Here is a 17,205-nt window from a genome sequence, read left to right as displayed (position 1 = left end):
GCCGCCCCGTGGGGGGCGGGGGGGCGGTTTTTGGCGGGTGTCTCTGGGTTGTGGGGCTCTACTCTTGCTCCAAGATTCGACCGCGAACCCTGATCCAGCGCGGACGGTCGCCGGGCGTTGGACGGTGGTGGCATGAGGCGGGTCAGTCTGCACGCCGTGATGGTGGCGTGGGCGGTCGTCACGGCGTTCCCGCTCGTGTGGGCGCTGATGAGCTCGGTGAAGAGCGACGCGGAGATCCTGGCCGATCCCTGGGCGCCGCCCTCCTCGATACGCCTCGGGAACTGGGCGCGAGCCTGGAACGCCGCCGACATCGGGCGATACTTCCTGAACAGCCTCATCGTCGTGGGTGGCGCTCTGGCGCTGACCATGGCGCTGGGGTCGTTGGTGGCCTACACCCTGGCCCGGTATGAGTTCCGGGGCAACCGCCTCGTCTACTACACCTTCGTCGCGTCCATGTTCTTCCCGGTGTTCCTGGCGCTCGTCCCGCTCTTCTTCGTCGTGCAGAAGATGGGGCTGCTGGGCACCTATCCCGGGCTGATCCTGGTCTACACCGCGTACGCGATGCCGTTCACGGTGTTCTTCCTGCACTCGTTCTTTCGCAGCCTGCCGTCCGCCGTCGCCGAGGCGGCGTTCCTGGACGGTTGCTCCCACCTGCGGGTCTTCGCCCGCGTGATGCTGCCGATGGCCCGCTCCGGGCTGGTCAGCGTCGGCATCTTCAACTTCCTCGGGCTGTGGAACCAGTACCTGCTCCCGCTGGTCCTCAACCCCGACCCCGATCGGTACGTCCTGGCACAGGGGCTGGCGGCGCTGTCCGTCAGCCAGGGCTACCGCAGCGACTGGAGCGGACTGTTCGCCGGGCTCGTCATCGCGATGCTGCCCGTGCTGTTCGCGTACGTCGCGTTCCAACGGCACCTCCGCGCCGGTCTGACCGCCGGCGCTGTCCGTTAGTTCCTCATCCCCCTTTGAGGAGACCACCATGTCCACCAAACTCACGGCGGCTCTGTCCGCCGCGGCGCTGACCGCAACGGCTGCGGTCGCCGCGCTGTCGGTATCGGGCACTCCGGCCGTCGCGGCCGACTGCGGGGTCCTGTTCGACGACTTCACCTACACGTCGTCGGCGGACTCGGCGTTGACCGCGCACGGCTGGGTGCCGCGCAGTTACCAGGGCGGCCCGGGCGTGCCCGGGGCGACCTGGAGCGCCGCCAACATCACCTTCCCGTCCTCGGGGATCATGCAGTTGAACTCGGCCACCGACGGCACCGCCGCCGGTACCAGCCACGCCGAGATCTACACCAGTCAGAAGCGCTACTTCGAGGGCACCTACGCCACCCGCATCCGGTTCACCGATGCGCCGGCCAGCGGGAACGACGGCGATCACATCAACGAGACGTTCTTCACCATCAGCCCGCTCAACGGCGATCTCGACCCGACCTACTCCGAGCTGGACATCTCGGAGTACCTCCCGAACGGCGGCTGGGGCGAGACCGGCCCGATCAACTACCAGACCACCTGGTACACCTACCGCAACGACCCCTGGTACGCCGACAATATGCACTCGGAGCAGCGGCAGAGCTTCGACGGCTGGCACACGCTCGTCGCGCAGGTCGCCGGCGGCCATGTGAAGTACTACATCGACGGGACGCTGGTGGGCGACCACAGTGGAAAGTTCTACCCGCGCCAGACGATGACGATCAACTACAACCTGTGGTTCATCGACACCGCCGCGCACACCGGCGGGCAGAGCAAGTACATCGAACAGGTGGACTGGCTGTACTTCGCGAAGAACCAGGTCGTCGCGCCGACGGACGCGGTCTCGCGGGCGGCTGCGTACCGCAGTGCCGGGACGGGATTCGCCGACACCGTCGACTCCTCCGGCACGTGCACCAACCCGTCGCCGTCCACTTCGGCCACGGCGTCCTCCTCGCCCTCCTCGTCGGCGTCGCCGTCGTCCTCGGCGTCTCCCTCGCCGTCGACGTCGGTTCCAGCCGGATGCGCGGGTGTCCAGGCGTGGACGATCTCAGGCGTCTACAACACCGGCGACCGGGTCGTCCACGAGCGCAGCAAGTACGGCGACCCGTCCGGGCCACCGTCCGGTGACGGGCTGCACCTGTGGCGGGCTCGCTGGTGGACGCAGGGTTCGGAGCCGGGATGGACCGCTCAATGGGAGGACCTCGGGCGCTGCTGACAGCCGGCAGCCGGGCCGAGGCACCGGCAAGATCATCGCAAAATCCCGGGATAACGCGGTTGTGATCGCGGTGAAAGCAGCGTTATCCCGGATCCTGCGGGGAGACCGGCGGCGTTATCCCGGATCCTGCGGGGAGACCGGCGGCGTTGTCCCGATCCTGCGGGGAGATCGGCGGCGTTGTCCCGGATCTTGTGGGGGAGATCGGCGTCGTTGTCCCGGATCCGGTGGGGCGCGGCCGTGCCAATCTGGTGCGGCCGCGCGTCAATGTCTTGACATCGACGGCTATGGTCGCGAGTCTCATGGCGAGAGAGCGCTCTCCCACTCGTCTCCCTTCGGGGCGCACCGCCGCGCCCTGCCCACCGTCCCCACGGAGCCGCTCATGCCTGCCCGCTCTCGGAGAACGTTTGCTCTCCTCGCCTCCCTCGCCCTCGTACTCGGTCTGACGACGGCCGTCGGCCTCGCGACGAGCGCCGGAGCCGCGCCGACCCTGATCTCCCAAGGCAAATCCGTCACCGCCTCGTCCACCGAGAATGCCGGAACCCCGGCGAGCGCGGCGGTCGACGGCAACACCGGTACGCGCTGGTCGAGCGCCTTCAGCGACCCGCAATGGATCCAGATCGACCTCGGCGCCACCGCGACCCTCAGCCAGGTCACGCTGACCTGGGAGGCGGCGTACGCGACGGCGTACCAGGTCCAGGTGGCCGCCTCGGGGAGCGGTCCCTGGACGACCATCTACAGCACCACCACCGGAACCGGTGGCGTGCAGAACCTGACGGTAAGCGGCTCCGGCCGGTACGTCCGGATGAACGGGACCGCCCGCGCCACCCCCTACGGCTATTCGCTGTGGGAGTTCCAGGTCTACGGCGAGTTCACCGCGTCCAGCTGCGGCACCGGCAACGCCGCGCTCAACCGGCCGGCCACCGCCTCCTCGACCGAGAACGCCGGAACCCCGGCGAGCGCGGCGGTCGACGGCAACACCGGTACGCGCTGGTCGAGCGCGTTCAGCGACCCCCAGTGGCTGCAGGTCGACCTCGGCTCGACGCAGACCGTCTGCCAGGTCGTGCTGGCCTGGGAAGCCGCGTACGCGACGGCGTACCAGGTGCAGGTGGCGGCCTCGGGGAGCGGTCCCTGGACGACGATCTACAGCACGACGACGGGAACCGGCGGAACCCAGACGCTCACCGTGAACGGGTCGGGCCGCTACATCCGGGTCAACGGCACGGCACGTGCGACCGCGTACGGCTATTCGCTGTGGGAGTTCACCGTCCGCACGACGGGCTCCACGTCGTCGCCGAGTTCGTCGCCGTCACCCTCGCCGACGAACGACTCGTTCTGGGGCGACACCAGCACCATCCCGCCCGCCGCCAACGTCCTGATGGTCAAGGTGCTCAACCGCACCAACGGCAAGTACCCCGACAGCCAGGTGTACTGGAGCTTCAACGGCCAGACCCACTCCATCGCCGAGCAGCCCTACCTCGACATGCCCGTCAACTCGGCCGGCCGGATGTACTTCTACCTCGGCTCGCCGACCAGCCAGTACTACGACTTCATCGAGTTCACCGTCGGCGCGTCCGTCTTCAATGGCAACACCACCCGGGTGGACGCGTTCGGCGTCAAACTGGCGATGCGCCTGCACGCCCACGACGGGTACGACGTCGCGGTCGGTGAGGACCAGGCGACCTTCGCCGAGGACCGGGCGGTCACCTTCCAGAAGTTCATCAACGAGGTGCCGCAGGAGTTCAAGGTGCTGGCGCAGACGCAGGCGCCCTACCGGATCATCGCGCCCGGCAGCGACCCCAGCTTCCGGGCGGGCGGCGTCAACGCCGCCTACTTCACCGGCTATGCCAGTTCGGTCGGGGTCTCCGCGCCCACCTCCGACATCTTCGGCTGCGCCGGCGTCCTCGCCAACGACGCCGGCATGTGCTCGGCCCTCAACCGGCACGTGGCGCACCTGCCGCAGTCGCAGTGGTCGACGCCGAGCCTGTACTACCAGGCCGGCCCGGCCAACTACTACGCCAAGTTCTGGCACGACCACGCCATCGACCGGCTCGCGTACGGGTTCCCCTACGACGACTACGCAGGGCAGTCGTCGTTCGTCTCCCACGGCAACCCCCAGTACCTCCTGGTCGCCGTCGGTTGGTGAGCGTCCGCTGAGACGCTGATGGCCGGCCCAGGCCGTCCTCACGCTCGGCTCGAGCGACCAGTGCCGACGCCGGGGACCGGGCACTCCGGTCCCCGGCGCACCCTCGGCCTTGCGTACGGGTGCTGCACTGGCGAGATGCTGACCGAGATCCAGAACCGGCTGACCGCCGCCGCCGCGGCACTGCGCGAGCATGAGGTCACCGAGGCTCGTCGCAAAGACCTGGTGGTACGCCGAGGCGCGTTGCGTGATCAGGTGTCGGCGTTGCGCGTACGCGCGAAGGCGGAACAGCGGGACGTCGACGCCCTGGGCCGGCTGTCGCTGAGTTCGGTGCTCGCCTCTTTGCGGGGACGCCGGGACGAGGCGCTGGCGCGGGAGGAGGCCGAAGCCGCGGCCGCCGCGTTCAAGCTCGCCGACGCGGAGGCAAGGCTGGCCGCGGTCAACCGCGAACATTCGGCGGCCGAGGCCCGGCTGCTCGAACTCCGCGACGCGCGGTACGCGTACGAGCAGATCCTTGCCGAGAAGGAGGCCTTCCTGGCGGAACAGGGCGGCGAGCCCGGTGACCGGCTGTTGCGGCTGGCGGCCGACCGCGGACGCCTGCACGCCGAACTCACCGAGTTGGTGGAGGCGATCGGCGCGGCGGACGCCGCGGCCCAGGCGCTCGCGTCGGCGAAATCGTCGCTGGACAGCGCCTCAGGGTGGTCCACCTATGACACGTTCTTCGGCGGCGGGGCGATCAGCAGCTCCCTCAAGCACGATCGGCTCGACGCCGCCGCGCGGGCGGCGTCGCAGGCGAGCGAGCGACTGGCGGTCTTGCGGACCGAGCTGGCCGATGTGTCCGCGTTCCCGGTCCAGCTGCCGGATCTCGCGGTCGACGGCATGACCCGGTTCCTCGACGTCTGGTTCGACAACATATTCACCGACTTGAAAGTGCGGGACCAGATCCGGGAAGCCCTGATGGACGTCGAGCTCTGCGTGAACGCCGTCGGCCAGGTACGCACCCGGCTCCGGTCTCGTTACGAGGCCGCCACACGGCAGGCGGCGAAGGTGGATCAAGAACGCCTCGACCTCCTCGGGGGCGCCTGATCGGTCGCGGCGGCCGGTGCCCGGTGGGAGGATCAAGGGGTGCGCATGGGGAACTGGGACGTGCGGCCGCTCGGCGGCGCGACGGGCTGCCTGCTCATGATCGCGGTCTCGATCGGGCTGTCGATCCTGCTGACCGTCCTGCTGAACGTGGTGTTCTGAGATGGCCGTGGCTGTCGAGCCGGTGACGCCGCTGACCCCCCGGCCGGTACGCGTCCGGCTGCTGGTCCAGCAGTGGCGGCGGCTGACGATGCTGCACTGGCCGGTCGATCCGGCGCTGGTCGCGGGACTCCTCCCGGCCGGTACGCGCCCGGACACCCTCGACGGCGTCACCTACGTCGGGCTGGTGCCCTTCGAGATGTACCGCGTCGGGCTGCTGGCCGGACCCGGCCTGCCCTACCTGGGCACGTTCGCCGAGACCAACGTACGCCTCTATTCGGTCGACGACGCGGGACGCCGTGGGGTGGTGTTCCGGTCGCTGGACGCCGCCCGGCTCATCCCGGTGTTGGCCGGCCGGGCCTCGCTGCGGCTGCCGTACATCTGGTCGTCGATGAGCATCGAGCGCTCGGGCGACCGGATCGTCTACGCCTCCCGGCGACGCTGGCCGGGGCCGCGCGGGCTGCCGAGCCGTATCGCCGTCCGGATCGGTGCGCCCATCGCCGAGCCGAGCCCGATGGAGCAGTTCGTCACCGCTCGCTGGGGGCTGCACGTCCGCTGGTACGGGCGGACCCTCTACCTGCCCAACGACCATCCCGAATGGCCGCTGCACCGGGCCGAGCTGCTGGCCTTCGACGACCGGTTGGTCAGTGCGAGCGGCGTACCGGTGCCGGACGGGCCGCCGACGAGCGTGCTGTATTCGCCAGGCGTACCGGTGAAGTTCGGGCCGGGCCGGCTGCTCTAAGGGGTCTGCATGCGGCGGGGCGTGACCAGCCCCGCCTCGTACGCGTACACGACCGCCTGAGCGCGGTTGGTCAGCCGGAGCTTGACCATGGCGCGGTTGAGATGCGTCTTCACCGTCGCCTCGGAGACGACGAGCTGGTCGGCGATCTCCTGATTGGACAGACCCCGGGCCACCCAGCGGACGACTTCGAGCTCCCGGGCGGTCAGCGTGGCCAATTGCTCGGCGTACTCGCCCGCACCGGGCACACCCGAAGGCGCGTACGCCTCGATGAGCCGCCGGGTGACGGTGGGCGCGAAGAGCATGTCGCCCGCGGCGACCGTGGTGACCGCGGCCAGGAGCCGTTCGGGCGGGGTGTCCTTCAGGAGGAACCCGCTGGCCCCCTCGCGGAGCGCTTGGTAGACGTATTCGTCGAGGTCGAACGTGGTCAGGATCAGCACGCGCGGCGGCGTGTCGCCCTGCGAGACGATCTGGCGGGTGGCGGAGATGCCGTCGAGGCCGGGCATCCGCACGTCCATCACGACGACGTCCGGCTTGTGCTCGGCCGCCATCGCGATCGCCTGCCTGCCGTCGGCGGCGTCGCCGACGACCTCCATGCCGGGAGCGGCGTTGAGGAGTGCGACCAAGCCGGCCCGGATCAGAATCTGATCATCAACGACGAGGACCCGGACCACGCGCAGGATAGTACCGTGCGAGGTCCCGTCGTCTGCAACTTCTGTAGTAGACCCGCGAGTAGGCTTCGGCCCGTGCCAGACGCCCACCCCCGGCGCCGCTTCGCGCTGCCGTTGTCACGCTTCCCCCAGCTGCCGCCTTTGCTGGACGTCCTGCTCGCCGTCGGCTACACCACGATGGCTGTGCTCATCGGGCGCGAGGAACACGCCGAGTGGCTCTCGCTGGACGCGACCGGCTACCTCCTGACCGGGCTGGCGAACCTGCCGGTGGCGTTCCGGCGGCGGTTCCCGGTCGGCGTGGTGATCGTCTGCGGGCTGTCCTGGCTGACCTTCATCGCACTCGGCTACTTCCCGGCGTTGAACGCGTACGGGAGTCTGGTGGCGCTCTACACCGTCACGGCGGAGCGACCGCGATGGATGGGCTTCACCTCGGCCGTGGCGCTGGCCGGCGTCTGGGTCTACTCCGGCGTGCGTACGCCCGACTCGTCGATGGCCACCGTGATGGTGATGGCGGTCGTCATCTTCATGGCCGTCTGGAAGTTCGGCGACAACGCCCGCAAGCTCTCACTGCGCAATGCCGAGCTGGCCGCCGTCACCGAGCGGCTGCACCGCGAACAGGCCGACCGCGCCCGGCGAGCGGTGGCGGACGAGCGGATGCGCATCGCGGGGGAGTTGCACGACATCGTGGCGCACCACATGTCGGTCATCGCGGTCCAGGCCGGGACGGCCGGATACGTCTTCGACAGTCAGCCCGAGACGGCCCGCTCGGCGTTGGCGGTCATCGCCGGCGCCGCCCGGGAAGGCAACGAGGAACTGCGCCGCATCCTCAGCCTGCTGCGGGCGCCCACCGGCAACGCGGTCGAGCCGCCGCAGGAGGCCGCGCCCGGGGTCGAACTGGTCGAACGGCTCGCCGACCGGATGCGGGCGGCCGGCGTCCTCACCGAGGTCGAGGTGCTCGGCCCACGCCGGTCGTTGCCCGCCGGGCTCGACCTGTGCGCGTACCGGGTCATCCAGGAGTCGCTGACGAACGTGCTCAAGCACGCCGGCGAGGCCAAGGCCACGGTCACGCTGGACTTCCGGGGTGAGGCGTTCCGAGCGACCGTGGCCGACGACGGTTCCGGCGCGGCGCGGGAGGACGGAGATGCCGACGGTGGCCACGGGCTCATCGGCATGCGCGAACGGGCCCGCCTCTACGGCGGCAGCTTGCAGGCCGGGCCGCGTCCGGGCGGCGGCTTCGAGGTGACGCTGACGCTGCCCGTTCCCCAGGGGACTACAGCCTAGGTTTACCCCGTCTACAACTTCTGCGGTATGCGGAAGTCGATCTTAGTGGCGATGTCACGGCGCGTGGGCCGTGAGATCGTTTCCAGGGTCGAACGGGGGGTGGGCGGCCGGGAGCTTCCGGCCGCCCCCTGACTCACGTGAGTACGCGACCTTCGGCGCGCCTCCCGGGTGGCCCGGATCGGACCTCTCAGGTCCGGCCGTCGGCCAGTTCGGCCAGGTAATCGTCGAGGAAACCGGGATCACTGACCGGGCCCGTGCGGTCGAGCCAGTAGTCGGCGACGATCGACGGCACGAGCCGGTCGACCGCGAGCAGGGCCGCCTTCAGATCCTGCAACCGCTCCGGATCGCCGGTCTCGACCTGGAACCAGATGTGCCGGACCTGAGCACCGTTGGTCTCCAGCTTGACGAAGAGCGACGCGTCCACGCCATAGCAGTACGCGTCCTCCTCGTAGGTGCCGAAGGGATCGTGGCCGTCGAACCCCGCCATCGCCGTGGCCGCGAATCGGCGTACGCGCGGCAGGATCGGGGCGAGAGCGGCGTCCGCCGCGCCGACCGGCAGCCCGGCCTGGGCGTAGTCGTGCTCCGGCGTCTGAATGACGTGCACATCGGTCCAGCCGGCGCCGTCGGGCGACCGGTTGGCCTCGCTCGCCTGAGCTGCCACGTCGAGATCCCGGCTGACCTCGGCCGCGGCGGCGAGCGGATGCAGGCACCGCATGCCCACATCGTCCTCGTGGATGTGAATCACCGGTAGTAGGCCTCGATCGGCACCCTGCCCTCCTCGAACAACGCCGGGCCGTCCTGGGGCACCGTCGGCCACGCCGACCCCGGGTTCAGCTGGACGAGCTGCTCGGACGACAACGCGTACACGACGCGGCCGAGTCCGGAGCGGATGATCCCGCCGTGACACATGCCGCACGGCTGGCAACTCGTGTACATCGTGGTCCGCGCCGCGGTCTCGGGGTCGAGTTCGCGGGCCGCCCAGCGCGCCAGCTTCAGCTCTGGATGCGCGCTGATGTCGTTGTCCCGCTTCACCGTGTTGTGCTCTTCGATGAGAATCGTGCCGGACTCATCGGCCAGCAGCGAACCGTAGGGGGCGTCGCCCGCTGTGACGGCCTGCGCCGCGATCTCGATGGCCCGCCGCAGTAGTGCCTCGTCTTGCGCGCTGATCATAGGCACCAGGCTATACCGGTGATCATCGCTGCTCCGCGCATCCACTCGGTCTAGCGTGCCGGCTGGAACTCCGCCCGGCTGGCCTCGATGTGCGGCACGTGTTCGATGGCCCAGCCGGCGAGCGCCAACGCGGGCGGGATGAGGCTCTTGCCCACGGCGGTCAGCGAATACTCGACGCGCGGCGGCACCTCGGCGTACGCCTCCCGCGCGACGAGCCCGTCCCGTTCCAGGTTGCGCAGCGTCAGGGTCAGCATGCGTTGCGAGATCCCCGGAATCTGCTGGTGCAGTTCGGTGAACCGCAGCCGGCCCTGGTCGAGCGTCGCGACGACGAGCAACGTCCACTTGTTGCAGATCTGGTCGAGGATGGCGCGCAGGGTCGCCCCGCCGTCGCCCCGGATCAGGCAGGTGTGCTCGTACTCCGACATATCGCTCCTGACTGCTGACGGCGTTGTGCCCTACGCACACGCGTGTGCCTTTTGTACGCCCGCCGAAACTGACTCATCATGAGGCAACTTACCAACGGTAACCATCCTGGAAGGGCCCCTCATGGACGTCGCCTATTGGATCCTCGCCGGGCTGCTCGCCCTGTTCTACGCGTACGCCGGTGGCAAGAAGATCGCGCAGTCGCCGGACCAGCTGCGGCCGATGATGGGCTGGGTCGATCAGGTGCCCCTGCCGCTCGTCCGCACGATCGGGACGCTGGAGGTGCTCGGCGCCATCGGCCTGATCCTGCCGAAGCTGACCGGCATCCTGCCGGGACTGGCGATCGCGGCGGCGATCGGGCTGGCCCTGATCCAGGTCGGCGGCATCGCCTTGCATTTGTCGCGGGGCGAGGCTCGGTTGATCGGGCTCAACATCGTGCTGCTCGTGCTGGCCGCCGTCACCGCTTGGCTCGCCGTGGCGTGACGCCCCCGCTTGCCGCTGAGCACGCCACTCGCCCCTCGCATGCGCTGGATCAGGGTTCCGGGTCGAATCTTGGCCCAAGATTCGACCGAGAACCCTGATCCAGCGCAGAACACTGCCGAGTCGTCCCGAGGCGGGGTGCTGGCGAACTCGCCGACGCTGACGCGTACGCACATCGGCTCAGCAGCGGACTCACAGGTCACGTCGAGATTCGTCACGGTCTTCGCTGAGGAACGGAGCCCAGGATGGGGTGAACGCCGAGATTTCCGACGACGAGGAGATGTGTGATGGGCAAGACAGCGCCATCGGGGCCGTCAGCGCAGCCGCCGACCTACGAGGGCCGACCGCTGGCCAAGCCCGACGAGGACATCTACGACCAGGGACTGCGCTTCGACATGCAGACGGTGCTCGGCCGCCGGAAGCTGCTGGCCGCCTTCGGGCTGGGCGTCGCGGGCCTCGGGCTCGCCGCGTGCGGGAAGTCGGACGACAGCGCGTCCGGCGGCACGACGGCCGGAAACGCGTCGACCTCAGCCGGTGAGATCCCGGAGGAGACCGCCGGGCCCTATCCCGGCGACGGCTCGAACGGCCCGGACGTCCTGGAGCAGAGCGGCATCGTCCGCAGCGACATCCGGTCGAGCTTCGGCAGCGCCAGCGGGACGGCCGAGGGCATTCCGATGACCTTGGAGTTGACGATCAAGGACCTGGCCAACGGGGGAGCCGCGTTCGCGGGGGTGGCGGTCTACGTGTGGCACGCCAACCGGGACGGCAAGTACTCGATGTACTCCGAGGGGGTCACCGACCAGAACTACCTTCGCGGGGTCCAGGTCGCCGACGCCGCCGGGAAGGTGACCTTCACCAGCATCTTTCCCGCCTGTTACGACGGCCGGTGGCCGCACATCCACTTCGAGGTCTATCCGGACCAGGCCGGCATCGCCGACTCGACCAAGGCCATCGCGACCTCCCAGGTAGCCCTGCCGGCCGACGTCTGCAAGACGGCGTACGCGACGACGGGCTACGAGCAGTCGGTGACCAACCTGGCGAAGGTCAGCCTCAGCACCGACAACGTCTTCGGCGACGACTCCGGGGTATCCCAGCTCGGCACGGTGACGGGCGACGTCACGAGCGGATACAAGGTGGCGCTGACCGTCGGCGTCGACACCGGCACCCAGGCGGGCGGGGGCGGTCAGGCGCCGGCGGGCGGCGAGGGCGGACCCGGCGGGCCGGGCGGCACCCCGCCCAGCGGCGCTCCCGGCGGTGGCGGCACCCCGCCCAGCGGAGGCCCGCCGACCGCCTGAGGTCGGTCCAGTGTGGCCGGACGGGAGGGGACCGGGCTCTATACGATCCACCCGTGACCTCTCCCGTCCCGGCGCAACGCACGCCGGTCTCGGCGCACTTCGTGATCTGCGGTTTCGACGGTCTGGCGTACCGGCTGGCCGAGCAGCTCACCACTCGGTACGACACGGACGTCGTGGTCGTGATGACGGCGGACCAGCAACGTCAGCCGGGCGCCCGCGACTTCACCGAGCTGGACCGCGTACGCGTCCTCGTGGTGGAACGGATCAGCGAGAAGGCGCTGGAGTCGGCGCGGCTGACCGAAGCGGCCGGGCTGGCGCTGACCGCCCAGGACGACGTCGGCAACATCCACCTGGCGTTGCAGGCGCGGGAGCAGTCCGACCGGATGCGCATCGTGATCCGGATGTACAACAGCAGCCTGGCGCACAGCATCGAGCCGCTGCTCGGCGACTGCAAGGTCCTCTCCGACTCCGAGATCGCCGCACCGGCCCTGGTCGCGTCGGCGTTGCGGGAGGTCGCCGCCAATCCGGCCCGGGTCGCTCAGCGTACGCTCGTCGTGGTCCGGCGGGCCGACGTCGGCGACCGGTATGTGATCTGCGGCCTGGCCGACACCGCCGCCGAGGGTGGGCCGCGGGTGCTGCCCCGGGACGAGCAGGCGGCCGATCTGGTCCTGGCGGACGTGCGGGGCATCCCCGATCTGGAGTCGACCTTGGGCTCGCGTCCCGCCCCCGCGCGCGGCCGCCGGATCGGGGTGGCCAAGACCTTCCTCGGCGCGTTGGTGTCGCGTAAGTCCCGCATCGCCATCAGCCTCGTGCTCGGACTCATCGTCGTGGCGACGGCGGCCCTCGCGGTCAGCCTGAAGGTGAGTCCCGGTGAGGCGACCTATCAGGCGCTCGCCACCGTCCTAGGTGGACCGCAGGCGACCGACGGGTACTCGCCGTGGCAGAAGACCCTCCAGATGGTGCTGGGCGTGGCCGGGCTCGCTCTCGTGCCGCTGATCACGGCGCTGGTCGTCGAGGGCATGGTGCGCGCCCGGCTGGCCGTCGCCGAGGTACGCCTGCGTCAGCCGCACGCCGACCACCTCGTCGTCGCCGGGCTCGGCGGCGTCGGCACCCGCGTCCTGCGGCTGCTTCACGACCGGGGCGTACGCACGGTCGCCATCGCCGCCGACGAGCAGTCGCGGGGTGTGCCGCTGGCCCGCGAACTCGGCATCCCGTTGGTCATCGGCGACCCCGGCCGGGAGTCGACGCTCCGGGCGGCCGGAGTCGACCAGGCTCGGGCGTTGCTCGCCATCACGAACTCCGACGCCTCGAATCTCGAGACCGCGTTGCGGGCGCGGAATCTGCGATCCAGCCTCCACGTCGTCCTCCGGCTGTTCGACGGCGACCTGGCGCGGCGCGTACGCCGGACGTTCAACCTGCCCTACTCGCACAGCGTCTCCTACCTGGCCGCCCCGGCGTTCGCGGAGGCGCTGATGGACCGTGAGGTCATCGGCACGATTCCGGTCGAACGCCGGGTGCTGCTGCTGGCCGAGGTGGTCGTGGCGGCCGGCTCCGAGCTGGACGGCGCCCGGATCGCCGACGCCGACGATCCGGGCGATCTGCGGGTGATCGCGCTCAACGAGTTCGGTGAGCCCCGGCCGCTGTGGCGGCCCGCGCCGGCCCGGCGGATGCGGACCAACGATCGGCTGACCGTGGTCGGTACCCGGGCCGGGCTCAGTGCCCTGATCCTGCGCTCGGCGGCCGGATCCCGCACCGTCTGACCGCGCTCAGGTGCCGTACCGATAGAGCACGAAGCCGCCGCCGGACTGCGTGATCAGGACCTTCGAGCCGACGCCGGGACCGAGCCCGGTCTGCTCGAACGCGCCGAGATCGGTCCGGCGGCGAGTGCCGAGGTCCAGCCCGAACAGGTGCCCGTCGTGGTAGAGGAACATCGCGTTCCCGTCCACGCGCGTCAACGTCCCGGCCTGTTCGGCCTCGGTCAGCACGTCCTTGCCGTGGCCGTCCAGGAGCACGCTGTGCGGGCCCTTTTCGCTGCTCCCCGAGACGTAGAGGTATTCACCGGCGGGCAGCATCGTCTCGGCGCCCGCGACCCGCGTACGCCAGACGACCTTGGTCCCGTCGAGGGCGACGACGTCGGCCTGGAACAGGTCGCCGTCCACCACGCAGATCAATCCCCGCCCGCACGGGGTCAGGTTGTTCAGCCGATGGCCGTTGTCGGGCGACGCCACCGGCACCTCGGCGGAATAGACAGGCTGCCACTGCTGGCCCGCCTCCAACCGCAACACTCGCAGTGCGGAGTTGGAAACGGTGTAGACCCTGCCCTCGTACGCCATGAAAGTGCCGGGCTCGTTGCCGGGCGCGGCACCGGGCCAGGAGCGCCCGGTGGGCTTGCCGGTGGCGACGGCGTACTCGGTGAGCGTTCCAGCGCCGTCGACCTGGAGCAGCGTACTGCCGCTTTCGAGCGTGGCGAACGGGCCGGCTCGGTATCCGGCCGGCGAGGTCAGGTCGTGCGCGGCGTGCATACCGAAGGTGGCGGTGATCGCGCCCTCGATGCTCCACACCGGACGCCCGGTCACCCAGTCGTAGGCGGTGGTCTTCTTCCCGTCGTGATCGGCGAGCACGATCACGTCCGGATACGCCAGGATGTCGAACCCGTTGACGTCCATGCCGCGATGCCAGCGCAGTTTGCCGGTCGCCGGGTCGACGACGAACATCTCCTTGTCCGGGCTCGTGCCGTCGTCGTGCTCGCCGATGCTGATGATCGCGTTCGGCAATGCGATCATGCCGTTCCAATCGCCGAACGTGCCCGGCAGCGTCCGCACCGGCCACAGCGCCTTGCCGGTCCGCACGTCGACCGCGCCCAGGCCGAGCTGTCCGGTCGGTCCCCGCCAGGCGACGAAACCGCGGTCGCCGACGACGTCGGCCATCCCGAACTCGACGCCGCTCGGCATCGTCACCGCGACGTCGCCCACCTGCTCAAGCTTGCGGAAGGCGACCGGGCTCGTGGTCGGCGCGACGGGCTGCGGCGGGGTTGGATCGGGCGTGCTGTCCCGCAAGATCACCGTCGCCAGCACCAGGATCGCGAGCACGGCCAGGCCCGCGGCGGTTGCCACCTGCGTACGCGTCCGGCGGCGGGCGCGGGCGGTCACCTCCTCGACGGGCGGGATCTTCGCCGCGTCGGACTCCTCCCGGAGCGCCTCGGCCAGCCCGGCCCGCCCCCGCGACAGCCACGACTTCACCGTGCCCTCGGGCACCCCGGTCTCGGCGGCGATCTGCCCCACTGGCAGGTCGAGCAGGTAGTGCAAGGCGAGGGCGCGCCGTTGCGGCTCCGGCAACTGCCGGAGCGCGGTCGTCAGGAGCACCGTGTCCTCGGAGGGCGGTGGGACGACGCCTACGCGAGCAGCCGGCGCCTTTCGGCGTACCGCCAAGTGCCGCCACCAGTCGAAGACCAGACGCGTGACCACCAAGCGCAACCACGCCTCGGCGTCGTCATAGCCGCTCACCTTGCGCCAGCGCTGCCAGGCGCGGGCATAGGCCTCCTGGACCACGTCCTGGGCCTGAGGGAGGTCTCCCGTCAGACCGTACGCGTAGCGCAGGGTCCGGGGGGAGGTCGCCCGATAGAACTCGACGAAATCCACGTGTACCGCCTGTTCGTAGGGATCTTCCGCCGATGGACACGAGACCGGCCCCCGAACGGTTGCAACCTATGCTGTCGGGATGAGCGACCCCAAGGATGACCTGGTCCACTACCTGTACGCCGCCCGCGACGCGATGATCTGGAAGCTCGACGGGCTCGGCGAGTACGACCTTCGGCGGCCGCTGGTGCCCACCGGCACCAACCTGCTGGGCCTTGTGAAGCACGTGGCGATCGTGACCGCGGGGTACTTCGGCGACACCTTCGACCGGCCGTTCCCCGAGGTCGCGCCGTGGCTGAGCGACGAGGCGGAGGACAACGCCGACATGTGGGCCACGCCGGAGGAGAGCCGGGCCGACATCCTCGGCCTGTGGGAGCGGGCCTGGGCGCACGCCGACGAGACCATCACCGCGCTGCCGCTGGACGCGATCGGGCACGTGCCGTGGTGGAACCCGAAGACCAACGAGGTCACCCTGCACAAGATCCTCTGCCACATGACCGCCGAGGCGCAGCGGCACGCGGGCCACGCCGACCTCGTCCGCGAGCTGATCGACGGCGCGATCGGATTGCGCGCCGGCGTGTCGAACCTGCCGTCGACCGACGCCGGCTACTGGGCCGACTACCGGGATCGCGTCGAGGCCGCCGCCCGCACCTTTCTCGCGTGATCATTGCGTCAGCCATGCTGCTTCACGCGGCGAAATGTCCGTCGAAACCGCATGGCTGACGCAATGATCTTGAAGACGTCAGTAGCGCCAGGCGGGCATGACGTCAAACGGTCGGGCGGTCTTGGCCGGATCGCGTTCGACGAGGTCGCCGTGCACCGGGTCGACGAGCGCGGCGTCGATGCGGGCCAGCGCCGCCTCGTCGAGCTTGACGTCGACCGCGGCCACGTTCTCGGCCACCTGTTCCGGCCGGGAGGCGCCGATGATCGCCGCGCTGACTCCGGGACGGCTGAGCACCCAGGCCACCGCGAGCTGGGCAAGGGAGACGCCGTAGTCGTCGGCGATCGGCTTGAGTCGCTGCACCGCGGTGAGGACCGGGTTGGCCAGGTACCGGCCGACGAAGGCCGATCCCTTCTCGGAGGCGGCCCGGGAATCGGCGGGCGGCTGGGTGCCGGGCAGATACTTGCCGGTCAGCGCGCCCTGAGCGACGGGCGAGAAGACGATCTGGCCGAGCCCGGCCGCCTGACCGGCCGGGACGACCTCGGCCTCGATCACCCGCCAGAGCATCGAGTACTGCGGCTGGTTGGAGATGAGCGGTACGCGCAACTCCCGGGCCAGCGCCGCGCCCGCCTCGATCTGCGCGGCCGTCCACTCCGACACTCCGATGTAGAGCGCCTTGCCCTGGCGTACCAGGTCGGCGAAGGCGGTCATCGTCTCCTCGAGCGGAGTGTTCGGGTCGAACCGGTGCGCCTGATAGAGGTCGACGTAGTCGGTGCGTAACCGGCGTAGCGAAGCGTGGCAGCTCTCGAGGATGTGCTTGCGCGACAGGCCCTCGTCGTTGGCCCCCGGCCCGGTACGCAGGCAGACCTTCGTGAGGATCTCCAAGGACTCTCGCCGTACGCCGTGCAGGGTGTCGCCGAGCAACTCCTCGGCGGCCCCGAACTCCGGACGGCCGTAGACGTCGGCGGTGTCGAACGTGGTGATCCCCGCGTCGAGCGCCGTACGCAAGGTCGCCTTGGCCGAGTCGGCGGCCGACGAGTCGTGGGTGAGCCAGCTGCCGAAGGTGATCGCGCTGATCTGCAGGCCGCTTCGGCCCAGGTGACGGTGCTCCATGAAGATCCACTCTACCGTTCCGCCGCGCGCCGGCGCTGGGGCGAAATGTCCGCCTCCGGTCGGCGAATGTTCACCTGTCGTCCACCCACCTGCGATGACGATCGGGGGCGCGCTGCGTCACAGTTCGCGCATGACATCGGATCTTCGCGGTCCCGGCTCCGGATCGAGCG

Annotated in this window: 16 protein-coding genes and 1 pseudogene; 10 read left to right on the top strand and 7 right to left on the bottom strand. The window is 70.0% G+C overall.

Annotated features, from left to right (window positions below; translation table 11 throughout):
- Positions 1-132: 132 nt before the first annotated feature.
- The 5 genes from AB0H43_RS17055 to AB0H43_RS17035 all read left to right on the top strand — a co-directional run bounded on the left by AB0H43_RS17055 (position 133) and on the right by AB0H43_RS17035 (position 6,309).
- A complete protein-coding gene (locus AB0H43_RS17055) occupies positions 133-948 on the top strand; it encodes a carbohydrate ABC transporter permease (protein ID WP_360000292.1) in 816 nt (271 codons plus the stop codon).
- A 28-nt stretch (positions 949-976) separates the two neighbouring features.
- Positions 977-2,185 (top strand): glycosyl hydrolase, encoded by a 1,209-nt coding sequence (locus AB0H43_RS17050; protein ID WP_360000291.1) that lies wholly within the window; start codon positions 977-979, stop codon positions 2,183-2,185.
- 379 nt (positions 2,186-2,564) lie between these two features.
- On the top strand, positions 2,565-4,328 hold the full coding sequence (locus AB0H43_RS17045) for a discoidin domain-containing protein (RefSeq protein WP_360000290.1): 1,764 nt from the start codon (positions 2,565-2,567) through the stop codon (positions 4,326-4,328).
- A gap of 135 nt (positions 4,329-4,463) precedes the next feature.
- A complete protein-coding gene (locus AB0H43_RS17040) occupies positions 4,464-5,411 on the top strand; it encodes a hypothetical protein (protein ID WP_360000289.1) in 948 nt (315 codons plus the stop codon).
- 166 nt (positions 5,412-5,577) lie between these two features.
- Positions 5,578-6,309 (top strand): DUF2071 domain-containing protein, encoded by a 732-nt coding sequence (locus AB0H43_RS17035; RefSeq protein ID WP_360000368.1) that lies wholly within the window; start codon positions 5,578-5,580, stop codon positions 6,307-6,309.
- Here the strand turns inward: AB0H43_RS17035 and AB0H43_RS17030 are convergent.
- Complete coding sequence (locus tag AB0H43_RS17030) at positions 6,306-6,980, bottom strand: response regulator transcription factor (RefSeq protein WP_360000288.1); 675 nt, start codon at positions 6,978-6,980, stop codon at positions 6,306-6,308. The genes AB0H43_RS17035 and AB0H43_RS17030 overlap by 4 nt on opposite strands.
- Positions 6,981-7,052: 72 nt before the next feature.
- Between AB0H43_RS17030 and AB0H43_RS17025 the strand changes: the two genes are divergently transcribed.
- Entirely contained in the window at positions 7,053-8,258 is a 1,206-nt protein-coding gene (locus AB0H43_RS17025) for a sensor histidine kinase (protein ID WP_360000287.1), read from the top strand.
- Between the two features lie 187 nt (positions 8,259-8,445).
- On the opposite strand, the gene AB0H43_RS17020 is transcribed toward AB0H43_RS17025, so the two are convergent.
- From AB0H43_RS17020 to AB0H43_RS17010, 3 genes are read right to left on the bottom strand one after another with little or no spacing between them, the layout of a single operon-like run.
- On the bottom strand, positions 8,446-8,973 hold the full coding sequence (locus AB0H43_RS17020) for a hypothetical protein (protein ID WP_360000286.1): 528 nt from the start codon (positions 8,971-8,973) through the stop codon (positions 8,446-8,448).
- A 26-nt stretch (positions 8,974-8,999) separates the two neighbouring features.
- On the bottom strand, positions 9,000-9,428 hold the full coding sequence (locus tag AB0H43_RS17015) for a nucleoside deaminase (protein WP_360000285.1): 429 nt from the start codon (positions 9,426-9,428) through the stop codon (positions 9,000-9,002).
- Between the two features lie 50 nt (positions 9,429-9,478).
- Entirely contained in the window at positions 9,479-9,853 is a 375-nt protein-coding gene (locus AB0H43_RS17010; RefSeq protein ID WP_360000284.1) for a helix-turn-helix domain-containing protein, read from the bottom strand.
- A gap of 121 nt (positions 9,854-9,974) precedes the next feature.
- Here AB0H43_RS17010 and AB0H43_RS17005 point away from each other — a divergent pair, with 121 nt between their 5' ends.
- The 3 genes from AB0H43_RS17005 to AB0H43_RS16995 all read left to right on the top strand — a co-directional run bounded on the left by AB0H43_RS17005 (position 9,975) and on the right by AB0H43_RS16995 (position 13,386).
- Entirely contained in the window at positions 9,975-10,334 is a 360-nt protein-coding gene (locus AB0H43_RS17005; protein WP_360000283.1) for a DoxX family protein, read from the top strand.
- Between the two features lie 284 nt (positions 10,335-10,618).
- The gene (locus AB0H43_RS17000) at positions 10,619-11,626 is read left to right on the top strand and encodes a 3,4-dioxygenase subunit beta (protein WP_360000282.1); all 1,008 of its coding nucleotides are present in this window, start codon (positions 10,619-10,621) and stop codon (positions 11,624-11,626) included.
- Between the two features lie 53 nt (positions 11,627-11,679).
- Positions 11,680-13,386 (top strand): NAD-binding protein, encoded by a 1,707-nt coding sequence (locus AB0H43_RS16995; RefSeq protein WP_360000281.1) that lies wholly within the window; start codon positions 11,680-11,682, stop codon positions 13,384-13,386.
- A gap of 6 nt (positions 13,387-13,392) precedes the next feature.
- Here AB0H43_RS16995 and AB0H43_RS16990 read toward each other — a convergent pair whose 3' ends face one another.
- Entirely contained in the window at positions 13,393-14,793 is a 1,401-nt protein-coding gene (locus AB0H43_RS16990; RefSeq protein WP_360000367.1) for a PQQ-binding-like beta-propeller repeat protein, read from the bottom strand.
- A 24-nt stretch (positions 14,794-14,817) separates the two neighbouring features.
- Positions 14,818-15,264 (bottom strand): annotated as a pseudogene (locus AB0H43_RS16985) (SigE family RNA polymerase sigma factor); the annotation flags it as partial.
- Between the two features lie 79 nt (positions 15,265-15,343).
- On the opposite strand from AB0H43_RS16985, the gene AB0H43_RS16980 reads away from it, so the two are divergent.
- Entirely contained in the window at positions 15,344-15,925 is a 582-nt protein-coding gene (locus tag AB0H43_RS16980; protein WP_360000280.1) for a DinB family protein, read from the top strand.
- 78 nt (positions 15,926-16,003) lie between these two features.
- Here the strand turns inward: AB0H43_RS16980 and AB0H43_RS16975 are convergent, their stop codons facing one another.
- Positions 16,004-17,035: an aldo/keto reductase family protein gene (locus AB0H43_RS16975; protein WP_360000279.1), complete on the bottom strand. Its 1,032-nt coding sequence runs from the start codon at positions 17,033-17,035 to the stop codon at positions 16,004-16,006.
- Positions 17,036-17,205: the final 170 nt, after the last annotated feature.

This window comes from Hamadaea sp. NPDC050747 (assembly GCF_040654195.1).
In the GTDB taxonomy this organism is placed as follows: Bacteria; Actinomycetota; Actinomycetes; order Mycobacteriales; family Micromonosporaceae; genus Hamadaea.
This window is presented reverse-complemented; position numbering and strand designations above follow the sequence as displayed.

Coding starts and splice junctions, on each gene's coding strand:
- AB0H43_RS17040 (WP_360000289.1), top strand. CDS start 4,464: ATGCTGACCGAGATCCAGAACCGGCTGACCGCCGCCGCCGCGGCACTG.
- AB0H43_RS16980 (WP_360000280.1), top strand. CDS start 15,344: ATGAGCGACCCCAAGGATGACCTGGTCCACTACCTGTACGCCGCCCGC.
- AB0H43_RS17010 (WP_360000284.1), bottom strand. CDS start 9,853: ATGTCGGAGTACGAGCACACCTGCCTGATCCGGGGCGACGGCGGGGCG.
- AB0H43_RS17020 (WP_360000286.1), bottom strand. CDS start 8,973: ATGCGGTGCCTGCATCCGCTCGCCGCCGCGGCCGAGGTCAGCCGGGAT.
- AB0H43_RS17055 (WP_360000292.1), top strand. CDS start 133: ATGAGGCGGGTCAGTCTGCACGCCGTGATGGTGGCGTGGGCGGTCGTC.
- AB0H43_RS17005 (WP_360000283.1), top strand. CDS start 9,975: ATGGACGTCGCCTATTGGATCCTCGCCGGGCTGCTCGCCCTGTTCTAC.
- AB0H43_RS17045 (WP_360000290.1), top strand. CDS start 2,565: ATGCCTGCCCGCTCTCGGAGAACGTTTGCTCTCCTCGCCTCCCTCGCC.
- AB0H43_RS16975 (WP_360000279.1), bottom strand. CDS start 17,035: ATGGAGCACCGTCACCTGGGCCGAAGCGGCCTGCAGATCAGCGCGATC.
- AB0H43_RS17000 (WP_360000282.1), top strand. CDS start 10,619: ATGGGCAAGACAGCGCCATCGGGGCCGTCAGCGCAGCCGCCGACCTAC.
- AB0H43_RS17015 (WP_360000285.1), bottom strand. CDS start 9,428: ATGATCAGCGCGCAAGACGAGGCACTACTGCGGCGGGCCATCGAGATC.
- AB0H43_RS17050 (WP_360000291.1), top strand. CDS start 977: ATGTCCACCAAACTCACGGCGGCTCTGTCCGCCGCGGCGCTGACCGCA.